At 59.2% G+C, this 18,514-nt stretch carries 13 protein-coding genes; 5 read left to right on the top strand and 8 right to left on the bottom strand.

From position 1 onward, the window contains the following. The first annotated feature begins 67 nt into the window (after nucleotides 1-67). A complete protein-coding gene (locus AC5S27_RS23420) occupies nucleotides 68-328 on the top strand; it encodes a hypothetical protein (protein ID WP_493936977.1) in 261 nt (86 codons plus the stop codon). A gap of 374 nt (nucleotides 329-702) precedes the next feature. Here AC5S27_RS23420 and AC5S27_RS23415 read toward each other — a convergent pair whose 3' ends face one another. The 3 genes from AC5S27_RS23415 to AC5S27_RS23405 form a co-directional block, all read right to left on the bottom strand. Further along, nucleotides 703-2,013, bottom strand: coding sequence for a hypothetical protein (locus tag AC5S27_RS23415; RefSeq protein WP_493936976.1), 1,311 nt, complete (start codon nucleotides 2,011-2,013; stop codon nucleotides 703-705). 650 nt (nucleotides 2,014-2,663) lie between these two features. After that, entirely contained in the window at nucleotides 2,664-3,044 is a 381-nt protein-coding gene (locus tag AC5S27_RS23410) for an energy transducer TonB (RefSeq protein WP_493936975.1), read from the bottom strand. Further along, entirely contained in the window at nucleotides 3,041-3,388 is a 348-nt protein-coding gene (locus AC5S27_RS23405; protein WP_493936974.1) for a hypothetical protein, read from the bottom strand. Before AC5S27_RS23405 ends, AC5S27_RS23410 begins: the two co-directional genes overlap by 4 nt. A gap of 107 nt (nucleotides 3,389-3,495) precedes the next feature. Here AC5S27_RS23405 and AC5S27_RS23400 point away from each other — a divergent pair, with 107 nt between their 5' ends. After that, the gene (locus tag AC5S27_RS23400; protein WP_493936973.1) at nucleotides 3,496-5,259 is read left to right on the top strand and encodes a trehalase family glycosidase; all 1,764 of its coding nucleotides are present in this window, start codon (nucleotides 3,496-3,498) and stop codon (nucleotides 5,257-5,259) included. Here AC5S27_RS23400 and AC5S27_RS23395 read toward each other — a convergent pair. The 5 genes from AC5S27_RS23395 to AC5S27_RS23375 form a co-directional block, all read right to left on the bottom strand. Beyond that, nucleotides 5,234-6,337 carry a PepSY-associated TM helix domain-containing protein gene (locus AC5S27_RS23395; RefSeq protein WP_493936972.1) on the bottom strand — a complete coding sequence of 368 codons (1,104 nt, stop codon included), beginning with the start codon at nucleotides 6,335-6,337 and terminating at the stop codon, nucleotides 5,234-5,236. The genes AC5S27_RS23400 and AC5S27_RS23395 overlap by 26 nt on opposite strands. Before the next feature lie 65 nt (nucleotides 6,338-6,402). Next, on the bottom strand, nucleotides 6,403-7,980 hold the full coding sequence (locus AC5S27_RS23390; protein WP_493936971.1) for a GH39 family glycosyl hydrolase: 1,578 nt from the start codon (nucleotides 7,978-7,980) through the stop codon (nucleotides 6,403-6,405). A 76-nt stretch (nucleotides 7,981-8,056) separates the two neighbouring features. After that, nucleotides 8,057-8,719 (bottom strand): class I SAM-dependent methyltransferase, encoded by a 663-nt coding sequence (locus AC5S27_RS23385; protein ID WP_493936970.1) that lies wholly within the window; start codon nucleotides 8,717-8,719, stop codon nucleotides 8,057-8,059. Continuing rightward, nucleotides 8,716-9,636, bottom strand: coding sequence for a hypothetical protein (locus AC5S27_RS23380; protein WP_493936969.1), 921 nt, complete (start codon nucleotides 9,634-9,636; stop codon nucleotides 8,716-8,718). The genes AC5S27_RS23385 and AC5S27_RS23380 overlap by 4 nt, the downstream gene beginning before the upstream one ends. Nucleotides 9,637-9,660: 24 nt before the next feature. Next, a complete protein-coding gene (locus AC5S27_RS23375) occupies nucleotides 9,661-12,213 on the bottom strand; it encodes an ADOP family duplicated permease (RefSeq protein ID WP_493936968.1) in 2,553 nt (850 codons plus the stop codon). Nucleotides 12,214-12,456: 243 nt separating this feature from the next. Here AC5S27_RS23375 and AC5S27_RS23370 point away from each other — a divergent pair, with 243 nt between their 5' ends. The 3 genes from AC5S27_RS23370 (at nucleotide 12,457) to alaC (ending at nucleotide 18,513) form a co-directional block, all read left to right on the top strand. Then, nucleotides 12,457-15,315 (top strand): M16 family metallopeptidase, encoded by a 2,859-nt coding sequence (locus AC5S27_RS23370; protein ID WP_493936967.1) that lies wholly within the window; start codon nucleotides 12,457-12,459, stop codon nucleotides 15,313-15,315. Nucleotides 15,316-15,534: 219 nt separating this feature from the next. After that, nucleotides 15,535-17,286, top strand: a complete 1,752-nt coding sequence (locus tag AC5S27_RS23365; RefSeq protein WP_493936966.1) for an aspartyl protease family protein — start codon at nucleotides 15,535-15,537, stop codon at nucleotides 17,284-17,286. A 48-nt stretch (nucleotides 17,287-17,334) separates the two neighbouring features. After that, nucleotides 17,335-18,513, top strand: a complete 1,179-nt coding sequence (gene alaC / locus AC5S27_RS23360; protein WP_493936965.1) for an alanine transaminase — start codon at nucleotides 17,335-17,337, stop codon at nucleotides 18,511-18,513. The last annotated feature ends 1 nt before the right edge of the window (nucleotide 18,514 follow it).

The following is an 18,514-nucleotide window of genomic DNA, read 5'->3' as shown; positions in this document are numbered from 1 at the left end:
TGCAAAATAGGACGCAGTCGCATACCGCGCATCGACTTATCCACAGGAATGAGATATCCTTCTCCCTATGGCAATTGAAAGTATCATCGCACAATTGGATGCGGAGATTGCGCGCCTCAAGCAGGTCCGCACTCTTCTTTCGGCGACTGGCAAGGTAGAAGCCAAGATCACCGCTGTTAAAGGCAAGTCCACCAAGAAGCCCAAAGTTAAGGCCACGAAAGTAGCTACCAAGACTAAGGTCGTCAAGCGTGTACTTAGCCCTGAGGCCCGCAAGGCCATAGCCGATGCACAGCGCAAGCGCTGGGCCGCGCAGAAAGCAAAATCCTAACCCGATTCAGATGTCTGTAGATATTCTTCACTCTCGAGGGGGTATTTTCTTCGCACGAGATCGATAGGCATCACAGGCAGGGTATCGAATCGATTCTGTCAGTTCTTTTCAGTGTCGGCCGGATCATTGCAGGCTCCGTCCGCGAGTGAGAGTCCTGGAAAGAAAAGCCGCAGTCACGGACTGCGGCTTTTCCGTGCTGATAGGAACTTATCAACTTATACACATCAGTCGAATTTCTTCGATCCTGGCATGTCACGGTTCGGGATACAAACAATAACTCATAAGTGCAGACAGTAGTCCTTGCACATCCATGGTGAGAAGTCTTCCCTTGCGCATGGAGGCAATGCGTCACTACGGTCAGGTCCTGATCCTTTTTACCAGAAGGTAACTGCGCGTACTTGTGGCGGCCCGGCATGGCCATCGATGACTTGAGTTTCAATGACCGCTTCCATATTCATATTGCGCCAGTGAGCGGGAGCATCGTGCAGCAGGTTGCCCAGGTCGGTGGCGTTCGTGCTCAACTCTCCCGCAGCCTCGGTGCCTTCTTCTGAAATGCCGGCGGCAATGACCACCGGCTGCCCAGTCATAGGATCGCGATAACGGGCAAGAATGGCGAAGTCACGGGCCAGGTTCTGTGACGGAGTATCCCATGCCGTAGACCAGGTTGTCTTGTTCGAGCTCTTACGGTCGATGATCCGCGCATTGCCCTCAACCGAGTCAAAACCAAAGCGCAGATCGCGGGTCAATCGCATCGTCCACAGGTTGTCATACGCACCGATCAGCACCACCGGGCCTTCGCGCAGCTGCGCAAATCCCGCCTCCGATGCCGCCGAGACGCGAAATGCCTTGTGCTGCTTCTGCAGAGGAGCGGTCATGCGCGTCAGCGTGACTACATCCGCCAGGGCGAAAAGCCCCGACTGCCGAAGCTTGAAATAGAGTGGTTCGGTCGGCTTGGTGCGCTGGATCGGTTTCGAAGGATCATCGTCACCGCTGGAATCGCGTGCCGGTTCCCCCAGGCAAAACGTAACCGTCGCCGGCCCGGCAGACATCGGCTGCCAGAAATCGTCCACTTCCTGATCAGGAACTCCTACAGCTACAGGCTCGGCGTGCCGGTACCACCGGCCCATCCCAAGACCAAGCACCAGAGCCGTTGGCACCAACGCGAGCACAAAGTAGAGCGGCCAATTGTGCCGGGAGGACGATCTGATCGATTCGGATACCCGCTGTGAAGTGGCTTGTCCCGCCGCAAGCACCGCAGTAGCCGGGAGCGCGGGAGCTGCCTCCGGGCTCACTGCCACAGGCAGCTCCACCATGGGCGATGTCGATTCGCAATAGCGCTGGAACACCGGCACATAAGATCCGGTCGGCAGTTCGATGCGAAGTTCGTCTCCGTGGGCTGGATCGTAATAGTACTGGGCCAGCCGTTTGCGAATTTCCCCGGCCGTAACGCGCACCACTGGATCAGCATTCGCGTCATATCCCGGAGGCCTGCCGAAGACCTCCATCCCGATGGAGCGCTCCTTCACCTGGTCGGCATTGCCCTCAATGGTCTGCTCGACCACGAAACGAAGAAGCGCCGGATACCGCTTGCTCTGGAAAAACAACGGATGCGCCAGTAGCAGGTCCAACTGCACTTTGACGGCCGCTTTGTCCGACTCGGACTGTGGCGTCCATACCTCGAGCATGGCACGGGCGGTCCTGGAAGAGGCGTTGCCCTGGCTGGCAGCACTCTCCCCCGCACTCCCGGATAGAATCTGAGGCTCTTCCACGCTGTTAACTTGCTCCGAAACCGTATGATACGTAGCCTTTTCAAGCCCTGTCCACGGTTGTGCGGCCGGAAACGCATATTTCGGTCGATAATCTCGAAAATGTTCAAATTTGAGTGGAAATAGCCTTAATTTCAGGGAAGTGCTTACCCTCGATCGTTTGAAAAGGGGCACGCTTCAGCCGTTCCAACCAGGTATAGAACCTGCCGCGCTACCCGATGGAACTTGTACGACCGGTCAGGCTGACTAGGATCAGTGGTGTACTTCACTGAAACCTCCGTGGTGAAGGTTAGCTGCAAGATCGTATAGATTGGCTTACCGTACAAACCGGTCAATCAATTTGGACAGCTTCACCGAGCAGCGGTCTGCTCCACGTGAGGTATGTTCGCCGGGGTGGGAAGCCGGGTGTGGGGAAGAGGAGCCCCGCTCACGGTGTCGGAAAAGCGATTTGCGCGTCTTCATAGCTAAGCAACGCTGAGAGCCGCTTGTCTCAGGGAATCATTTCCCTTGATGGCAGGCGGCATTTTCTTTGCCGCCCACCTGGCTTCCGGCCTGACCCAACCTCGGCACTATCGGCCGCTGATTGAGAAAACCACATTAATCGTTGTCTCCACCTCGACCGGCTGCCTGTTCAGCAGGTACGGGCGGTACCGCCAGGTTTTCACCGCTTCGATTGCCGCCTCACGGAGCATCTGATTCCCGCTGACGACACGCAGATTTTCGATCGTCCCGCTGGTCGAAATGGTCGCCGCCAGCACCACCGTCCCGGTCGTCCCCGTGATCTTGGCGATCGGCGGGTAGACCGGAGTCGTCTTCCAGATCACCATGCCATCCGTCACACCACCCGACAGCGTCACCACCCGCGGAGGAGCCGGCTTCACCGTAACAGCAGGAGTGCTCTCCCGAAAGACGGAGGGCCCGCCTAGGACGCCCTCATCGCCAGCCATCATGGCATCGATAGACCCCTCAGGCCCTTTTCCTCCACACCTTCTTTCGCCCCGTGTCCCGCTGTCGTGATTCGAGAATTCAAATCAAGTTGGATCGGCACCGTCATGGGTGACCGCTGCCCAGTCGTTGCGGCAGTCTGCGTACGATGTTCCGCAGCGTGTCCCTGCGCCGCCGGAACGGCGAGCATCTGAGGCAGCAGCTGCGACTGGAGCACATCCGGGTAGATAAGCGGCACGGCGATCACCGCGGCGACCACGAGCAGGTTGACGGCGAGTCCGAACAGCAGCCACTTCGAAACCTGGCTGGGCAGAACATTGCTGGATTCAAACGTGGCACTTTCAAACATGGAAAACCTCCATAATGCGCGCAGATCGGCTGACGGCCAGTCTCGGGGAGCTGCCTCCGTTCCCACACCGGGAGTGAAGCTGGCTCACATGCCGGGATGAGCATGCCGTGATAGACACCGCCGCTGCACAGGATGTTCCTGAGGGTGCGGATTGCTGTAGACTCACGGGCATCATGCAAATGCTTTTTCGAACAGTGGTGCAACGGCTGGCGGCGGGTTTCATGGTTCAGGCTTTGGTCTTGCAAACGATTGCGATCGCACAGGCGCCCCAACCCACAGCAGTGCAACCCGATCCCGCAGCTACGCTGGCCTACATCCACAAGAGTTGGGACGAGCTTTCCCGATCGATGACCGATTGCCATTCCCTCGTGGATGTGAAGGTGACCAGCCACCCTGTGCTCTACGTCCCGGCAGAAACGGACCTTGCCGGTGCCGATCTTGCCCCACTGCGCGAACTCACCGCTAAGTGCGGCGTGCAGGTGACAAAGCTCCCGAAGCAGATTGCCAAGTTAGGCGATCTTATGCCCGAGGAGTTATCAGGCGATGGCCTCACACCCGGCCTGCTCTATCTTCCGAATAAGTACGTTGTGCCCGGCGGCCGCTTCAATGAAATGTACGGCTGGGACAGTTATTTCATCGTACTTGGTCTCGTCGCCGACAAGCGCGAAGAGATAGCCCGCGGCATGGTCGAAAACTTCTGGTATGAAATCGAGCATTACGGTGCCGTTCTCAACGCCAATCGCACCTATTTTCTTACCCGTTCACAGCCGCCATTTCTCACATCCATGATGCGGGCTGTCTATGAAGCTCCTGGAAGTTTCCGCGAGACGGCCGAGAAGCGGCAATGGCTGGAGAAGGGCTACGCTCTCGCGGAAAAGGACTACGACACCTGGCTTCGTCCGGAGCATCAAGCGGGCAAGACAGGCCTCGCGCGCTACTACGATTTCGGCGAAGGCCCGGTGCCGGAGATGGCCGACGACTCGACCTACTATCCAGATGTAATTCGCTGGCTGGTCGCGCATCCTACCAAAAATCCAGGATTTCTACTCAAGGCCCCCGCAAAGCCCGATGCCCACGAAACAGAGCTTTTAAAGCTGGCCAGCTGCGACATCACCAAGTCTCCCGTATGTGCGAAAGCAGAGGCGGATGGCTATCGGCTCACGCGCGACTTCTACCGCGGCGATCGCGCCATGCGCGAGTCCGGCTTCGACACCAGCTTTCGCTTCGAGTCATTCTCGGGCGCGACACATCACTACGCCCCGGTATGCCTCAACAGCCTGCTCTTTCGTTACGAACGCGACATGGCCCACTTCGCTCACTTACTCGGCAAGGCATCGGATGCACACATGTGGGAGGAGCGCGCAAAGAAACGGAATGCAGCCATTCAGCATTATCTCTGGCAACCGAAACAAGGCGTGTTCGCGGACTATGATTTCATTCAGCTAAGATCCTCCGACTACGCTTACGTAACCTCTCTCTATCCGCTCTGGGCAGGAGCGGCCACGCGAGAACAGGCCGCACAAGTGGAGAGTAAGTTGAAGTTATTTGAGCGGCCCGGTGGGCTGGCCATGAGTAATACAGCCAGCGGCATGCAGTGGGACGAACCGTATGGCTGGGCCCCCACCAACTGGCTCGCGGCTGCAGGTCTCGCAGCCTATCAATTCAAGGACGATGCCAGGCGAATCGCAACGGAGTTTACCGCCAGCGTTGACAAGGGATACGCCACCGACGGCACTATCCGCGAGAAGTACAACATGGAAGCCGGAAACGCAGACGTAAAGGTAATCGCAGGCTATAAAACCAACGTTATCGGCTTCGGCTGGACCAATGGAGTCTATCTGAAACTCAAGGAGTTAGAAGGACTGAAGTAGAGGAATTCGATTTCGTAGTCCGCCGGAATCTATGCCGAGTCATGACAAACCCCGTTACAAAGAGTAAACCGGGAACGAGCCCCGCCACAGCGTAAAGCGATCGAATGATCGGTAGACTCTCCCCAAGCGCGAAATCAGCACTATGCACCGGATACACAAGATTGATAATCCTGTCTCGCATCGATTGACTGTAGGGAGTAGAGATATCCAGCACTGTAGCCGTCCTGCCACCCAGCGTGACTTTTGAAGCGTAGAGGCCGTATATGAAGCTCAAAGGCCCACTTCCAAGGCTGCCATAAATTTCGATAACATCTGTGCCATCATCAGCAAAGACGAGCGAGACGGGATGAAAGCCGGGAAGCCTGGTGGTGGAGTCGCGAATCAACAGGCGCAGATCTTTAATCGATTGCATATCGAACTTGTGGATATTTGTCCCCTCCTCCGACGGCATCAAGGATTCGTGGTTGAGCCAGAAGCCAGTTGCACCCGTCATGAGGAGAAAGAGGAGCGCCCAGAGTCCCGTCAACCGATGAAAGCTCGCCAGGTTGAATCCGCGGCCATGGCGCTTGCCCCTCCGCATCCAAAACGGATTCCGCCACGCTGCGCGGTAGACATAGACTCCGGTGAAGGCAAGAAAGACAATTGCAAGTCCCAGCAGTGTGGTCACAATGCTACCAATGCGACCGAGAAAAAGACTGGTATGGAGTTGATATAGTGTGGCGCTGAGCGGAACTGCGGAGCGTGAGTCCGAGAGTATCTGGCCGCTATAGGGCTGGATGAAGACGGTAAATGAGCCACTTGCATCTCTCATCGCCAGTCGAATCGGTTCGTCCGCCGGTGTATTGAGTTCGAGGGCCACGAGACTGGCGGCAGGATACTCATGCTGCGCACGTGCCATAAAGCTATTGATTTCGACTTGCTGGCCGGCGGGGTGGATGTGAAATGCTGCCGGGCGAGACCAACGGTCCACCGAAGCACGAAAAAGAAGCGGAATGCCACTCAAGGTCACTGCCAGCATCAGCAGACCGGTTAGCAACCCAACCCACTTGTGGAGTTTGTAAAGGCGTCTTCGCAGCATCAGTGTCAGCCCACCACACCGTGATCTTAACAGCGGTTCGCCGACGTGGAGCCTGCATTACTTTCTTAGAGCTTCGCCAGGGTCACAAGCACAGTATCGTTCTGGTGCATTGCGAAACTCTGTTCGAACGTGTGATTTTTCACCTCGATGGTACGCCTTTCTGCGGGAGTCCCTGATGCTGCCTGCTGAAGCTTCGCTACCTGCTCACGGGTAAGTTGATCTGGGCTACCCATGTGAAGGTAAGCCGTATATGCATCATTCTGCCCGTAGCCGGTTCGATAAACGGCAAGCGTATACATGCCGTCAGGCAGGTTCGTTAGCTTGAGATGCGCGCCTGGTGCTGCTTTCGCAGGCTGTTCGCGCTTGTAAAAGATCTGGTCGGTTTCAGGTGCGGGCGGAGCAATCGCCGTGTAGTCCCAGAACAGAGCCGCTACGGAATGATCCGCAGCCTTCGTAATCCAGCTCTGCGTATCATCCGTTACTAAGTCCGTGTCACCAAGCTGGGCGAGGAACTTATAGGCAAAGTAAGATGGCTTGCGAATTCCCTGATAGTTCATCAGCCCAAATCCACCATGAAACGGCGTAAAGCGCGGCCCATTCTCTTCGAAGATATCCGTAAAAGTCCAGTACGACATCGACTGCGCCAGCGGAGAAGTCTCCCGCAGCTTCTGCAGAATGAAAGGCGCCGAGATGTATTGGTCATGAATCGGATCGGTCGGCGTGTATGCCGTGGACCACTCCGTGTAATGCAACTCCAGCTTCGGCGTAGTTGAGCTGTCGATCAGCTTGCGCGTGCCTTGCACACGTCCGGTGATCGCCGCCGTCGACGCGTCGAGAACGGTTCCAGCGTGGCCGTCTGCGTCGACCGCGCCGCTGACAACTCCATAGGTATGCGTCGAAAGAAAGTCTGCAGGCACATGCTCCTTCGCAACAAATGCCAGCCACTGCGCGTCGATCTTGCCCAGTGCGGAAGCCGGCCCGCCAACGCGGCAGTTCGCGCAGACAGCCTTGATCGAATGCGTCGTGTTGCGGTAGAGATCGAGGTACTGATCAAGAGTTCCGGACCAGAAAAAGTCGAGGTCAGGTTCGTTCCATACTTCGTAGTACCAAGTCGCAATCTCAGCATTCCCATAGCGCTCCTGCCAGTGCGCAATAAGAGCCTTAATCAGGCCGTTCCACTTACCCATATCTTTCGGTGGAGTACTGTTGCCCTTCCACCAGAAGACAGTCTTGGTTCCGCTGGCTAACTTCTCCGGCATAAAAGATAGTTCGACAAATGGCTTGATGTGAAGAACAAGCAATGCATCGTATAACTGGTCGATATACTGAAAGTTATAGCTTGGATTCCCCTTCGCGTCCTCCGTATAGACGCCCATGTCGTCGTGCAGCAACCCATGAAAGCGCAGATACCGGAAGCCGATCTCTTTCTGCACCGTTGCCAGCTGCTGCTGCCAATCCGCGCGCAGCCCCTCATTGGCGCGCCCGGCACCCACGGTCATCAGCGGCGTCTGGCTGTGCGGTCCAGCCACATGGTTGTAGTCGGCCTCGATGTTGCGTACTTCGCCTGCCCCGGCCTGCGCCGAGAGGTTGGCGCCAAACACAGCGAAAGTGACGGCAAGTGCGGCAACGCGGATGAAGCTCATGACTGCGCCTGGGAAAGCTCTGGGATAGCAGCAAAGCTGCGTGCGTAGCATAGCAGCACGACGGCAGGATCGTCCTTTAGAAAATCGCTTTTCCTCGCGAAGATTTCCAGAGCTCACAAACGAACAACCCGCCCGCCAACCTTTCGCTGTGGCACAGCGTCCATCCAGTTGCGGCAAGCGCCGATTGGTGATCCGGAAGCCGGTTTACTCCCAGGCCCGTAAGCCAGCGAAAGGCCAGGTAGAGCCCGGATACCAGAGGCCGGGCGCAGAGTCTACCCAGCCTGCCCTCAGGAATCGCAAAATCGGAGACAACCCAAAGCGCACCATCCGACAGCGCCGGCATGAGCGTGGAGGCGAGTTCCCGAATTTCGTCCGTCGTAAGGCAGTCAAGAAAGAAGTGTGTCGCAACCAGATCGTAGGCAGCTCCCGGCGCAGGCTGCCAATGCCGCAAGTCGGCCGCCTCCGTCGTCACCCGTCCGGCGTGCACTCCGGCGGAGCGAAGAAGAGCCTCCAGCATCCTGGGACTGCCATCAACAGCATGTACCTGAATCCCGGGGTTTCCGCGCAACAAGCGAGCGGTAAAGCGCCCATCTCCATCGCCAAGCACGAGGGCCCGTCGGCACGGAGTCAGTTCGCGCAGATAGCGCGTCCGTGCCCACTGCAGCAAGGGCCCAAAGCTGCCATATTCCAGCCAGCGATAGGCGCGCGCAAGCCGGTTGAAATTGGGGGCGCCGCTCATGCTCGCAGCAGGAACAGAACCGGCGTGAGCAGCACCAGATCGGCAGCGGCGCGAAGCGTCGTCGCCTGCATTCGATGCCGGAACCGATCCAGTCCGGCGGTCAACACCGCCGCCGCCGCCGCCGCAACCAGAAGCCCGATCGGCTGCGGTTCACCCAGGAATCCGAACGTCGTCGCTGCCATCGCCGCAGCTCCCGCCAGGCCGAAGGCCAGATGCCTCACATACGGATCGCGGCCGGAACCCAGTGATTCCCAGGCTTCGATCGCGTGGCAATTTAGCCATGCCAGCAGCATAAACACCAGCACCGCCGGCAGCAGCGTGAGACTTTCGACCGCTCCCTCGGGCATTCTCGCCCACGCCGGTACCACGCAGGCTAGCGTAAAGAGGATCCCGACTAAAAGTTCCTTTGGCAGCCGGATCGGCACCCGCACCTTCACCAGCGCGGGCCGCCAGGGACTGTGCACCCCACCAAAATAAGCCAGCGCCGCCGCCGCCAGAATCGAGTTCCGCTCCCGCGCAGCGACAGGCATCGAGTGCAGCACCAGCCCGGCTGCAGCCACCGCGGCGGCGATCGCAACCGGCAGCAGGAGCCGTCGATGACGCCAGTGAAAGTGGTGCCGCGGCCGCAAAGGGCTCGCGGCAGAGGCTAGGCCATTGCCACGCCGTTGGACCCCGTAAACATCCATCAAACGGTCGCCGATATAGACCGACCATCCCACCAGCGCCAGCACAACCGGCACCCACAGCGGCAGACGCACCCGGGCCGCCTGCGCAAAAGCCAGCGTCCACACCACGGCAACAGTCGGCGCATCCAGGCTCGTCAGATGCCACAGATGCAGCAACCGTGTACGCCGCAATGAGGTGGGCGCTTGCGGGATCGAAGACGCGGTTTCATGAGCCGGGGATGCGATGGCCACAGCTTAATTCTACTGTTTTGCCAATTATTCCGTGCGCAGCGCTTCCATTGGATCAACGCGGGCCGCTTGCCGCGCCGGCAGCCATGTGGCCAGCAGCCCGCACGCCGCCAGCACCCCAATCGCCAGCAGCAGCGCCGACGGATTGGTTTCGCTCACGCCGTAGAGCAGTGACCGCGCACTGCGTCCCAGGATCACCGTCAGCACGGTGCCCGGAATCAGCCCAGCTACAAGGATCCAAAGCGTCTGCCGCAGGAAGAGATTTTGCACCTGCAGCCGCGTCGATCCCAGCGCCATCCGAACGCCAATCTCTGAGGTCCGCCGCTGTACATGGAACGACAGCAGCCCATAAAATCCGATCGCCGCCAGCGCCAGCGTGAGCCCTGCAAAAATCGCCGTCAGCCGCGCTAAAAGATTCTCCGTGGCCAGCCCATCCGTAAAATCCGCATCCAGCGGCACAATTTCATCAATCGGCAAGCCCGGATCGACCGATTGCATCGCCCGTCGAATGTCCGCAGCTATATTCAGCGGAGGCCCCACAGCGCGAATCTCGTAATGCTCCGCGAGAGAAGTCTCCTGCTCGAGCGAAAGATAGGCAACCGCCGGAGCCGGCTGGCGCAACCCGTCGAGACGCGCATCCGCAACCTCACCCACAATGAGAAAATCATGATCCCCGGGCGCAGCCTTATAGCCGATAAAGTGGCCCACGGGACTCTCCGAACCAAAGAGCTTAGCTGCATACGCATGGTTCAGAATCGCCACTTTCTGCGTGTCCTTGCGGTCCCGGCTATCAAAGAACCGCCCCTGCAGCAGCGGAATCCCAAGCGTATGGAAATACGTCGCGCTGACGTGATTTTCCTCACCATGCAACTGCGCCTCGGGTAGTTCAGGATGCCCAAAGACGGAGAAAGCCGTGTGCCAGCCGCAGTTGGGAATGCTGCATCGCCCCACCGCCGCATCCCGCACGTACGGCAGCGCCTGCAGCTTCTCCAGAATGCGACGGTTCAAGCCAGTCGCATCTTCATTGTTGCCGAGACCGTCCACCAGCCCCAGGTGCACGGAGAGCAGATGCTCGCGATCCAGCCCGGCATCCAGATGGCTCAGGTTCAGCAGCGTCTGGGCAAAGAGGATCGCCATCGAAAGCAGCAGCAGCGACAGGGTCACCTGCCCGGAAAGCAGCGCCCCGGACCACCGTCGGCTGCTTCGCCCCGTCGTGCTCTTGTGTGTCAGGCTGGCAGCCCGATGCGCACCGCGCGTCATCCTCCACGCCGGCAACAGGCTGAAGGCCACCAGCGAAATCGCCAGCAGGGCAGCGCCAACCAGCAGCAACTCCGGCCCATACTGCAGGTTGATCGGAATCAGCCCACCCCGCCCGGAAGCCCAGCGCAACAGCAGCGCGCTTCCCGCCGAGCAGGTCCCCAGAGCAAGCAATCCGCCCAGCCCGATCAGCAACGCGTCCTCCACCAGCAGCTGCCGCAACACCCGCCATCGGCTTGCCCCCAGCGCCATGCGCAAGGCAAGTTCACGCTGCCGGCTGGCCAGCCGTGCCAGCTGAAGATTCGCCAGGTTCAGGCAGCCGACAAGGAAAACCATCGCAGCCATCGCCATCAGCACCGTCAACGGCCGCAGGTAAGCTTTGCTCAGCGAACCCTGACCGCCCGCCGCCGAGATCAACTCCACCCGCGCCTGCAGAATCTGATCCCGCTGCTCCTGCGTCTTGGTCGAGTTCACCGGAGCGGAAGCGATCTTGCGCAGATCCGGCTGCAGCGCCTGCGTCCACAGGTTCGCTGCAGCTGCTTGCTGCCCCGCCGGAACCCGCGCCATTACCCAAAGCCAGAAGATTCCCGGCTGGTCATGCCAGGGCCGCGCCAAATCATGGTCATCCCCCGGCCCGAGCGAGTCGAACCATGTGCCGAACTTATCCGTAGCCTGCGCCGAAAGCGGCATCCAGATATCCGGCGCATGTCCCTGCACCACGCCCGAAAACCCCTCCGGCGCGACCCCCACAATCACCACCGGCACGCGATTCAACGTTGCCTTCATACCCGTCAGCGGATGCTTCACCGGATCGAAGCCAAACTTCTCCTTGGCAAACTCCAGCCGCAGTACAACGGGGATCTCTGGCTGAGCCGGATCGTCATCCGAAGCAACAAAAAACCGCCCCTCCGCCGGCCGCAACCCCAGCACGGAGAAGAAATTGTCCGAAACCATCTGGAATCCAGCCTGCTCCGAAAACCCGCCCGAAGACTGCAGCACCCCGCCCCCAAATCCGCTGCGGGCAATCACGGGAGCTGTAGAAGCAGTGGCCTGCCGCATCCGCTTGTACGCCCCATACGAGTAGAACCATTGCTCATCGAAGGGCGACTTCACCGCCTGCACCGAATAGAGCTCCGAAGGCCGAGCCACCGGCAGTTCCGCAAACAAAATGGCGTGCAGGAGCTGAAAGACAGCCAGGTTCGCGCCGATACCGATCGCCAGCGTCAGAATCACAGTCACCGCAAAACCGGGCGACTTGCGCATCTGGCGCGCCGCATAACGGAAGTCCTGCAGCAGCCGGTCAAGAGAGGGAAGCTTCGTCATCCCTGAATTATCACGGAATGAAGGATCGATTTATAGGTATATTCCACCTACCGCGCCTTCGGTTATCATCGCTGCAACGCCTAAATGCGATTGCCCATGGCAGCGGCCATACGTGGCTCGACGTGGTCAGCGTGGTTCGACGTGTACGACCCCGAACCGCCACGGACGCTAACTCCGCACCAACTCAGCAAGTCAACAAGAACTTCCCGGGAAAACTCCCAACCTGATTCTTTCGGAGACCAAATGAAGATCCTGAACATCGCCGCGCGAACCGCAACTGGCGCTGCGCTCCTCTGCCTCGGACTTACCCCGTTTGTCGCGGCACCCGCAAAGGCTGCTAAAGCGCCAGCAAAGGCCGCCGCCCTCAAGCTCCCCGAGCTCAAGTACGAGAAGTACACCCTGCCCAACGGCCTCGTCGTGCTGACCCACGAAGATCACCGCCTCCCGCTCGTCGCCGTCGACCTCTGGTACCACGTTGGCCCGCTGAACGAAAAGGCAGGCCGCACCGGCTTCGCCCACTTGTTTGAACACATGATGTTCGAGGGCTCCGAGCACGTCGGTGAAAAGGCGCACATCAAGTACGTCCAGGGAGCGGGTGCAACGGACGTGAACGGCACCACCAACTTCGACCGCACCAACTACTTCGAAACCATGCCCAGCAACCGGCTGGAGACCGCTCTCTGGCTTGAGAGCGACCGCATGGGCTTCCTGCTCGAAGGTCTCGACCGCGTCAAGCTCACCAACCAGCGCGACGTTGTCCGTAACGAACGCCGCCAGGGTGAAGGACGTCCCTATTCGGGCGCGCAGGAGAAGGTCTACCAGCTTCTCTTCCCCAAGAACCATCCGTACTATGGCAACGTCATCGGCTCCCATGCCGACATTGAAGCCGCACGCATCAACGACGTCCGCGACTTCCACCAGCAGTTCTACACGCCTAACAACGCCAGCATCGCCATCGCCGGCGACTTCAATCCGGCGCAGTTGAAAGAGCTGCTGATCAAGTATTTCGGCCCCATCCCAGCCGGCCCCAAGGTCGAACCGGTCACCGCGGCCAACACCCCCACGCCGGCCATCACGGAACAACGGCGCGCCGAAGTCACTGACACCGTCAAGCTCGACCAGGTCAACATCGCCTTCTTCACGCCTCCCGCCTACACACCCGGCGATGCGTCCGCGCAGATTACCGGCTATATTCTCGGCCAGTCCTCCGCCAGCCGCCTTTACGAGTCCCTGGTCCACAAGCGCGAAATGGCTCAGTCCGCTTTCTGCTATGACCGCGCCCTCAAGCTCACCTCCATCATGTACTGCTCGCTCACCGCCAAGCCGGGCGTCAAGGTAGCCGACCTCGAAGCCGCGTTCTGGGAAGAAGTAGGCAAGCTGCAGAAAGACGGCCCAACGCAGCAGGAGCTCGACTCCGCCCGCACCGCCAACCTCACCGGCACCATCACCGGCCTGCAGCGTCTCGGCGGCTTCGGTGGCATTGCCGACGTCATGAACGAGTACAACCAGTACACCGGCGATCCCGGCTACCTGAAGAAGGACCTCGAACGCTACCAGGCACTCACCGTCGCCGACATCAAGGCAACAGCCACCAAGTTCATGAACAAGAACCAGTCCGTCGTCGTCACATGCGTTCCTGGCAAGAAGGTCGTCGATGACGTTCCGCGCAGCCCCGACGACACCGACAAGGACGCCAAGCTCACCGAGCCCTACACCCCCGAGTTTGAAGCCGCGCAGCAGTGGCGTAAGACTCCGCCGGCAGCAGGCCCAGCCTCGACCTTTCATCTCCCAGTGCCCGTCACCTTCTCCCTCAAGAATGGTCTGAAGGTCTACCTCATCCATGACGGCAACCTGCCCATCCTCACCGCCACCATGGTCACCCGCGCAGGTGGCGAAGCAAACCCTGTCGCCCAGCCTGGCCTCGCCGACTTCACGGCAGCCATGCTCTCCGAAGGCACCGCAACCCGCACGGCCACGCAGATCGCCGAGGACGCAGAAAAGCTCGGCACCAGCGTTGGCGTCTTCGCCAGCATGGATTCAACCAACGCCGGCGTCACCGTCCTCAACAGCAATGGCGACGCTGCGCTCGACCTGCTCTCCGACGTGCTGCTCCACCCGGCCTTCCATCCCGAAGACCTGGAGCGCATCCGCAAGCAGCGCATGGTTCGCATCCAGCAGGAGTCAGATTCGGTCTCATCGATTGCCCAGCGTGTCGGTCTCAAGTTGCTCTATGGTGACCAGCCTTACGGCTTCACCACCACCGGAACAGTAGACAGCGTTAAGGGCTTCACCCGCGACGATCTGCAGGCCTTCTGGTCCGGTCACTACGGCCCCGCTGACTCGGCTCTCATTATGGCCGGCGACATCACCGAAGCACAGGCCCGCGAACTCGCCGAGAAGCACTTCGGCGCATGGACCAGCAGCGTAAGCAGCGAGCTCAAGCTGCCCGCTCCGCCTGCACCGCCCACGCTCAAGATCGTCGTTGTCGACAAGCCAGGCTCACCGCAAACCGCGCTCACCGCCTACGGCATCGGCGTGCCGCGCTCCACCCCTGACCTGCTGCCGCTGCAGCTCATGAACTACACCCTTGGCGCCAGCTTCGGCAGCCGCATCAACATGAACCTCCGCGAAGTCCACGGCTACACCTACGGCGCCCGCTCCGGTTACTCGCTCTATCGCGAAGGCGGACCCTTCACTGCCAGCGCCCTCGTCAAGACAGACGTCACCGCCGCATCCACCAAGGAACTGATGCTCGAGCTGCGCCGCATCCAGACCGAACCACCCACTCCAGAAGAGTTGAAAGCAGCGCGCGACGCCAACATCAACTCCATCCCGGCGCAGTTTGAAACCACCAACGCCACAGCCTCCGCCATGGCCAACCTCTTCATCTACGACCGCCCGCTGGACTACTACGCCACTCTGCCCGAAGCCTACGCCAAGGTCACACCGGAAGAAGTAGAAAAGGCCGCCAAAGACGAAGTCCACCCCGAACAGCTGCTGATCATCGAAGTAGGCGACAAATCCAAAATTGACGCCAGCCTGCAAGACCTCAAGCTGGCCCCAGTAACCTACGCCGACACCTCCGGCAACCCCATCCAGTAAGTCACAACACGACCCGCTGCCGAGTTATGGCTCAGCAGCGGGCTTTTATGGAACAACCGGGATTCGTTGGGCACTGCCCGGGCTAGAGTTGAAGCAAATTTCAATATTGATACTTAAGATATCGCCGGCACACGTGCTAGTGTGTCTTCAGACTCCATAACTCTTTGCCGAACTGCGAGGATCGAATTGCATCCTGCCAAAGCTTCTGAGGACAGCCCGATGACACAGGTAAAGCTGCGTATTGGCAGAGCTATCCTTCTCGCACCCATGCTTCTATCTCTCGTACAGCTTGCGATGGCAGATAGCTGCACCATCGTCAAAGAGCACATAGCATCCGCGGCTGAACAGGCATTCCTCTCTTCGGATTATGCAAAGGCTGCGGCACTCTATCGGGCAGACCTCGCCGTGAAACCGAATGATCCCGCGTTGACAGCCGGATTGGTGCGCGTTCTGTTGCGTCAGCAAAACACCAAGGATGCGGTCGATGCGGTCGAGGCTGCACTCAAAGCCAACAGCTCTGACAAGAAAGCTACGGCAGTGCTACTGACGGCCAAGGCAGAAGTCCAGTTACGATCTGGACTTCCATGGGAAGTTGGCCCGACCTTGCAAGCGGCGCAGGATGCCGATATTTGCCTGCCGCGATTGCATATGGTCTTCGCACGATTCGCTGAAATGAATTCCCAATACGCAACAGCGCAGTCGCAACTCAAGTTCGCCCATCAGCTTGATGCCTACGATCCAGACATCCGCGCCGAATGGATCGGTACTCTGCCGCTACGCGACCGCATCGCAGAAATGGAAAAGTATTTAGCCTCAGCCACTGGCGACGATGAAGAAGAGCGGCGTAGCATGCGGCTCTACCTCGACCACATGAAGAAAAGCTCTGCGGAGTCACATAAGCCGTGCCGCCTGGCTTCGAACGAAGCTTCGACAGTGATTCCATTTGCCTTGCTCATGTATGACCCCACTCACATCCGTTCGTTCGGACTCGATGTCAAACTCAATCAACACAAGGCGCGGCTGGAGATCGATACCGGTGCCGGTGGATTGATCGTGAGCAAAAGCGTAGCCGATCATGCGGGACTCAAGCCCTTCTCGGAATCCGACATTGGCGGCATAGGTGATCAGGGTCGAAAGTCTGGATACACAGCCTTCGCCGAGTCCATCCAGATCGGCGGACTGGAGTTCCACGACTGTGCCGTTCGCGTCGTTGAAAACAGCCGCATGATGGACATTGACGGCCTCATTGGAATGGACGTTCTGGGGAAATTCCTAGTTACACTCGACTATCCCGGCAGAAAGCTCATGCTCGGCCCTCTGCCGCCGAGGCCCGGGGAAGCCGTCGTGGCTCCATCATTGGGTACCAGCTCCGCTGACGATCTGGATGCCGCCAAGAGCGGCTCCGGCCCTGCATCAGACGGAGGAACAAAGAACCCGGAGTCGGCTTCGGCTGCCGCGCCGGACTTCCGCCATCCATCTGAGCCCGCCAAGCCCAAACCCACAGCCCCCAAAGGCCCCTTCAACCGGTATATTGCGCCTGAAATGAAGGATTACACTCCGGTCTATCGCGTCGGCCATTCCCTGATGCTTCCCGTCGGTCTCAATGACTCCAAGGTCAAGCTATTCATCCTGGATACCGGGGCATGGGCAACTAGCATCTCTCCGGAAGCGGCGCGCGAGGTCACCAAGGTCCACTCCGACTACGACAGTCAGGTGCGTGGTCTAAGCGGCAAGGTCAACAAAGTTTACGAGGCTAATGAAATCACCTTCAAGTTCGAACACCTTGCGCAGACGATCCGCCAAGTACCCTCCTTCGACACCTCCCAGATCAGCAAGAACATTGGTTTGGAAGTTTCCGGCTTTTTAGGAGCTCGTACGCTTGAAATGACGACCATCCACATCGATTACCGCGACGGACTGGTGAAATTCGACTACGACGAAAAAAAGCTGCATTATGCAAGGGCTTTTTGAACCCTAAAGCAGGCATGAGTTCCAGCGCCGGCAATTTACGATAACCAGATGGAAGAATTCTCAAGAATCAAGCGGCTGCCCCCGTACGTCTTCAACATCACCGGGGAGATGAAAGTAGCCGCCCGCCGCCGCGGCGAAGATATCATCGACTTTGGCATGGGCAACCCCGACGGCGCCACTCCCAAGCACATCGTCGACAAGATGATCGAGGCGACCCTGAAGCCGGTCACCCACCGCTACTCGGTCTCGAAAGGCATCCCGCGCCTCCGCCGCGCCATCGCCAACTGGTACAAGACCCGCTACGACGTCGATCTCGACCCGGCCACCGAAACCATCGTCACCATCGGCTCGAAAGAGGGCATCGCCCACCTCTGCCTCGCGATTCTCGATTCCAACGACACAGTCGTTGTCCCCAATCCCAGCTACCCCATCCACATCTACGGCCCGGTCATCGCCGGCGCACACGTCGTCAGCGTGCCCATCCACAATCAGGCCCAGTTCCTCGCCGAACTCGAAAGCCTCATCCCCCGCATGACCCCGCGGCCCAAGGCGCTGATCGTCAATTTCCCGTCGAACCCGACGACAGAGTGCGTCGAGCTGCCCTTCCTCGCCCGCCTCGTTGAAATGGCCCGCGAATACGGCTTCTACCTCATCCACGACCTCGCCTACGCCGACATCGCCTTCGACGGCTACAAGCCGCCCAGCGTCCTCCAGGTCCCCGGCGCAAAAGACGTTGCGGTCGAGTTCTTCACCCTCTCCAAGAGCTACAACATGCCCGGCTGGCGCGTCGGCTTCATGGTCGGCAACCAGACCCTCGTCAACGCCCTCGGCCGCCTCAAAAGCTACTTCGACTACGGCACCTTCACCCCCATTCAGGTCGCATCCATCCTCGCCCTCGAAGGCCCCCAGGCCTGCGTCAGCGAAATCTGTGAAACCTACCGCAAGCGCCGCGACGTTTTAGTCGAAGGACTGAACAAAATTGGGTGGCACGTCCCGCTGCCAAAGGCGACCATGTTCCTGTGGGCCCAGATTCCGGAGAAGTTCCGTCACCTCGGTTCATTGGAATTTTCAAAACTCATGCTGACCGACGCCAAGGTCGCCGTAAGCCCCGGCATCGGCTTCGGCGAATACGGCGACGGCCACGTGCGCTTCTCGCTCATCGAAAACGAAGAACGAACCCGCCAGGCCCTGCGCGGCATCAAGGCCATGTTCGCGGCAAAGTCATAAC

This window comes from Acidicapsa borealis, assembly GCF_059115245.1.
This window is presented reverse-complemented; position numbering and strand designations above follow the sequence as displayed.

Bases quoted from the DNA above. Each gene is read 5' to 3' on its own strand.
- AC5S27_RS23370 (WP_493936967.1), top strand. From the start codon at position 12,457: ATGAAGATCCTGAACATCGCCGCGCGAACCGCAACTGGCGCTGCGCTC.
- AC5S27_RS23415 (WP_493936976.1), bottom strand. From the start codon at position 2,013: ATGCTCGAGGTATGGACGCCACAGTCCGAGTCGGACAAAGCGGCCGTC.
- alaC (WP_493936965.1), top strand. From the start codon at position 17,335: ATGGAAGAATTCTCAAGAATCAAGCGGCTGCCCCCGTACGTCTTCAAC.
- AC5S27_RS23405 (WP_493936974.1), bottom strand. From the start codon at position 3,388: ATGTTTGAAAGTGCCACGTTTGAATCCAGCAATGTTCTGCCCAGCCAG.
- AC5S27_RS23420 (WP_493936977.1), top strand. From the start codon at position 68: ATGGCAATTGAAAGTATCATCGCACAATTGGATGCGGAGATTGCGCGC.
- AC5S27_RS23390 (WP_493936971.1), bottom strand. From the start codon at position 7,980: ATGAGCTTCATCCGCGTTGCCGCACTTGCCGTCACTTTCGCTGTGTTT.
- AC5S27_RS23395 (WP_493936972.1), bottom strand. From the start codon at position 6,337: ATGCTGCGAAGACGCCTTTACAAACTCCACAAGTGGGTTGGGTTGCTA.
- AC5S27_RS23375 (WP_493936968.1), bottom strand. From the start codon at position 12,213: ATGACGAAGCTTCCCTCTCTTGACCGGCTGCTGCAGGACTTCCGTTAT.
- AC5S27_RS23385 (WP_493936970.1), bottom strand. From the start codon at position 8,719: ATGAGCGGCGCCCCCAATTTCAACCGGCTTGCGCGCGCCTATCGCTGG.
- AC5S27_RS23365 (WP_493936966.1), top strand. From the start codon at position 15,535: ATGACACAGGTAAAGCTGCGTATTGGCAGAGCTATCCTTCTCGCACCC.
- AC5S27_RS23410 (WP_493936975.1), bottom strand. From the start codon at position 3,044: ATGATGGCTGGCGATGAGGGCGTCCTAGGCGGGCCCTCCGTCTTTCGG.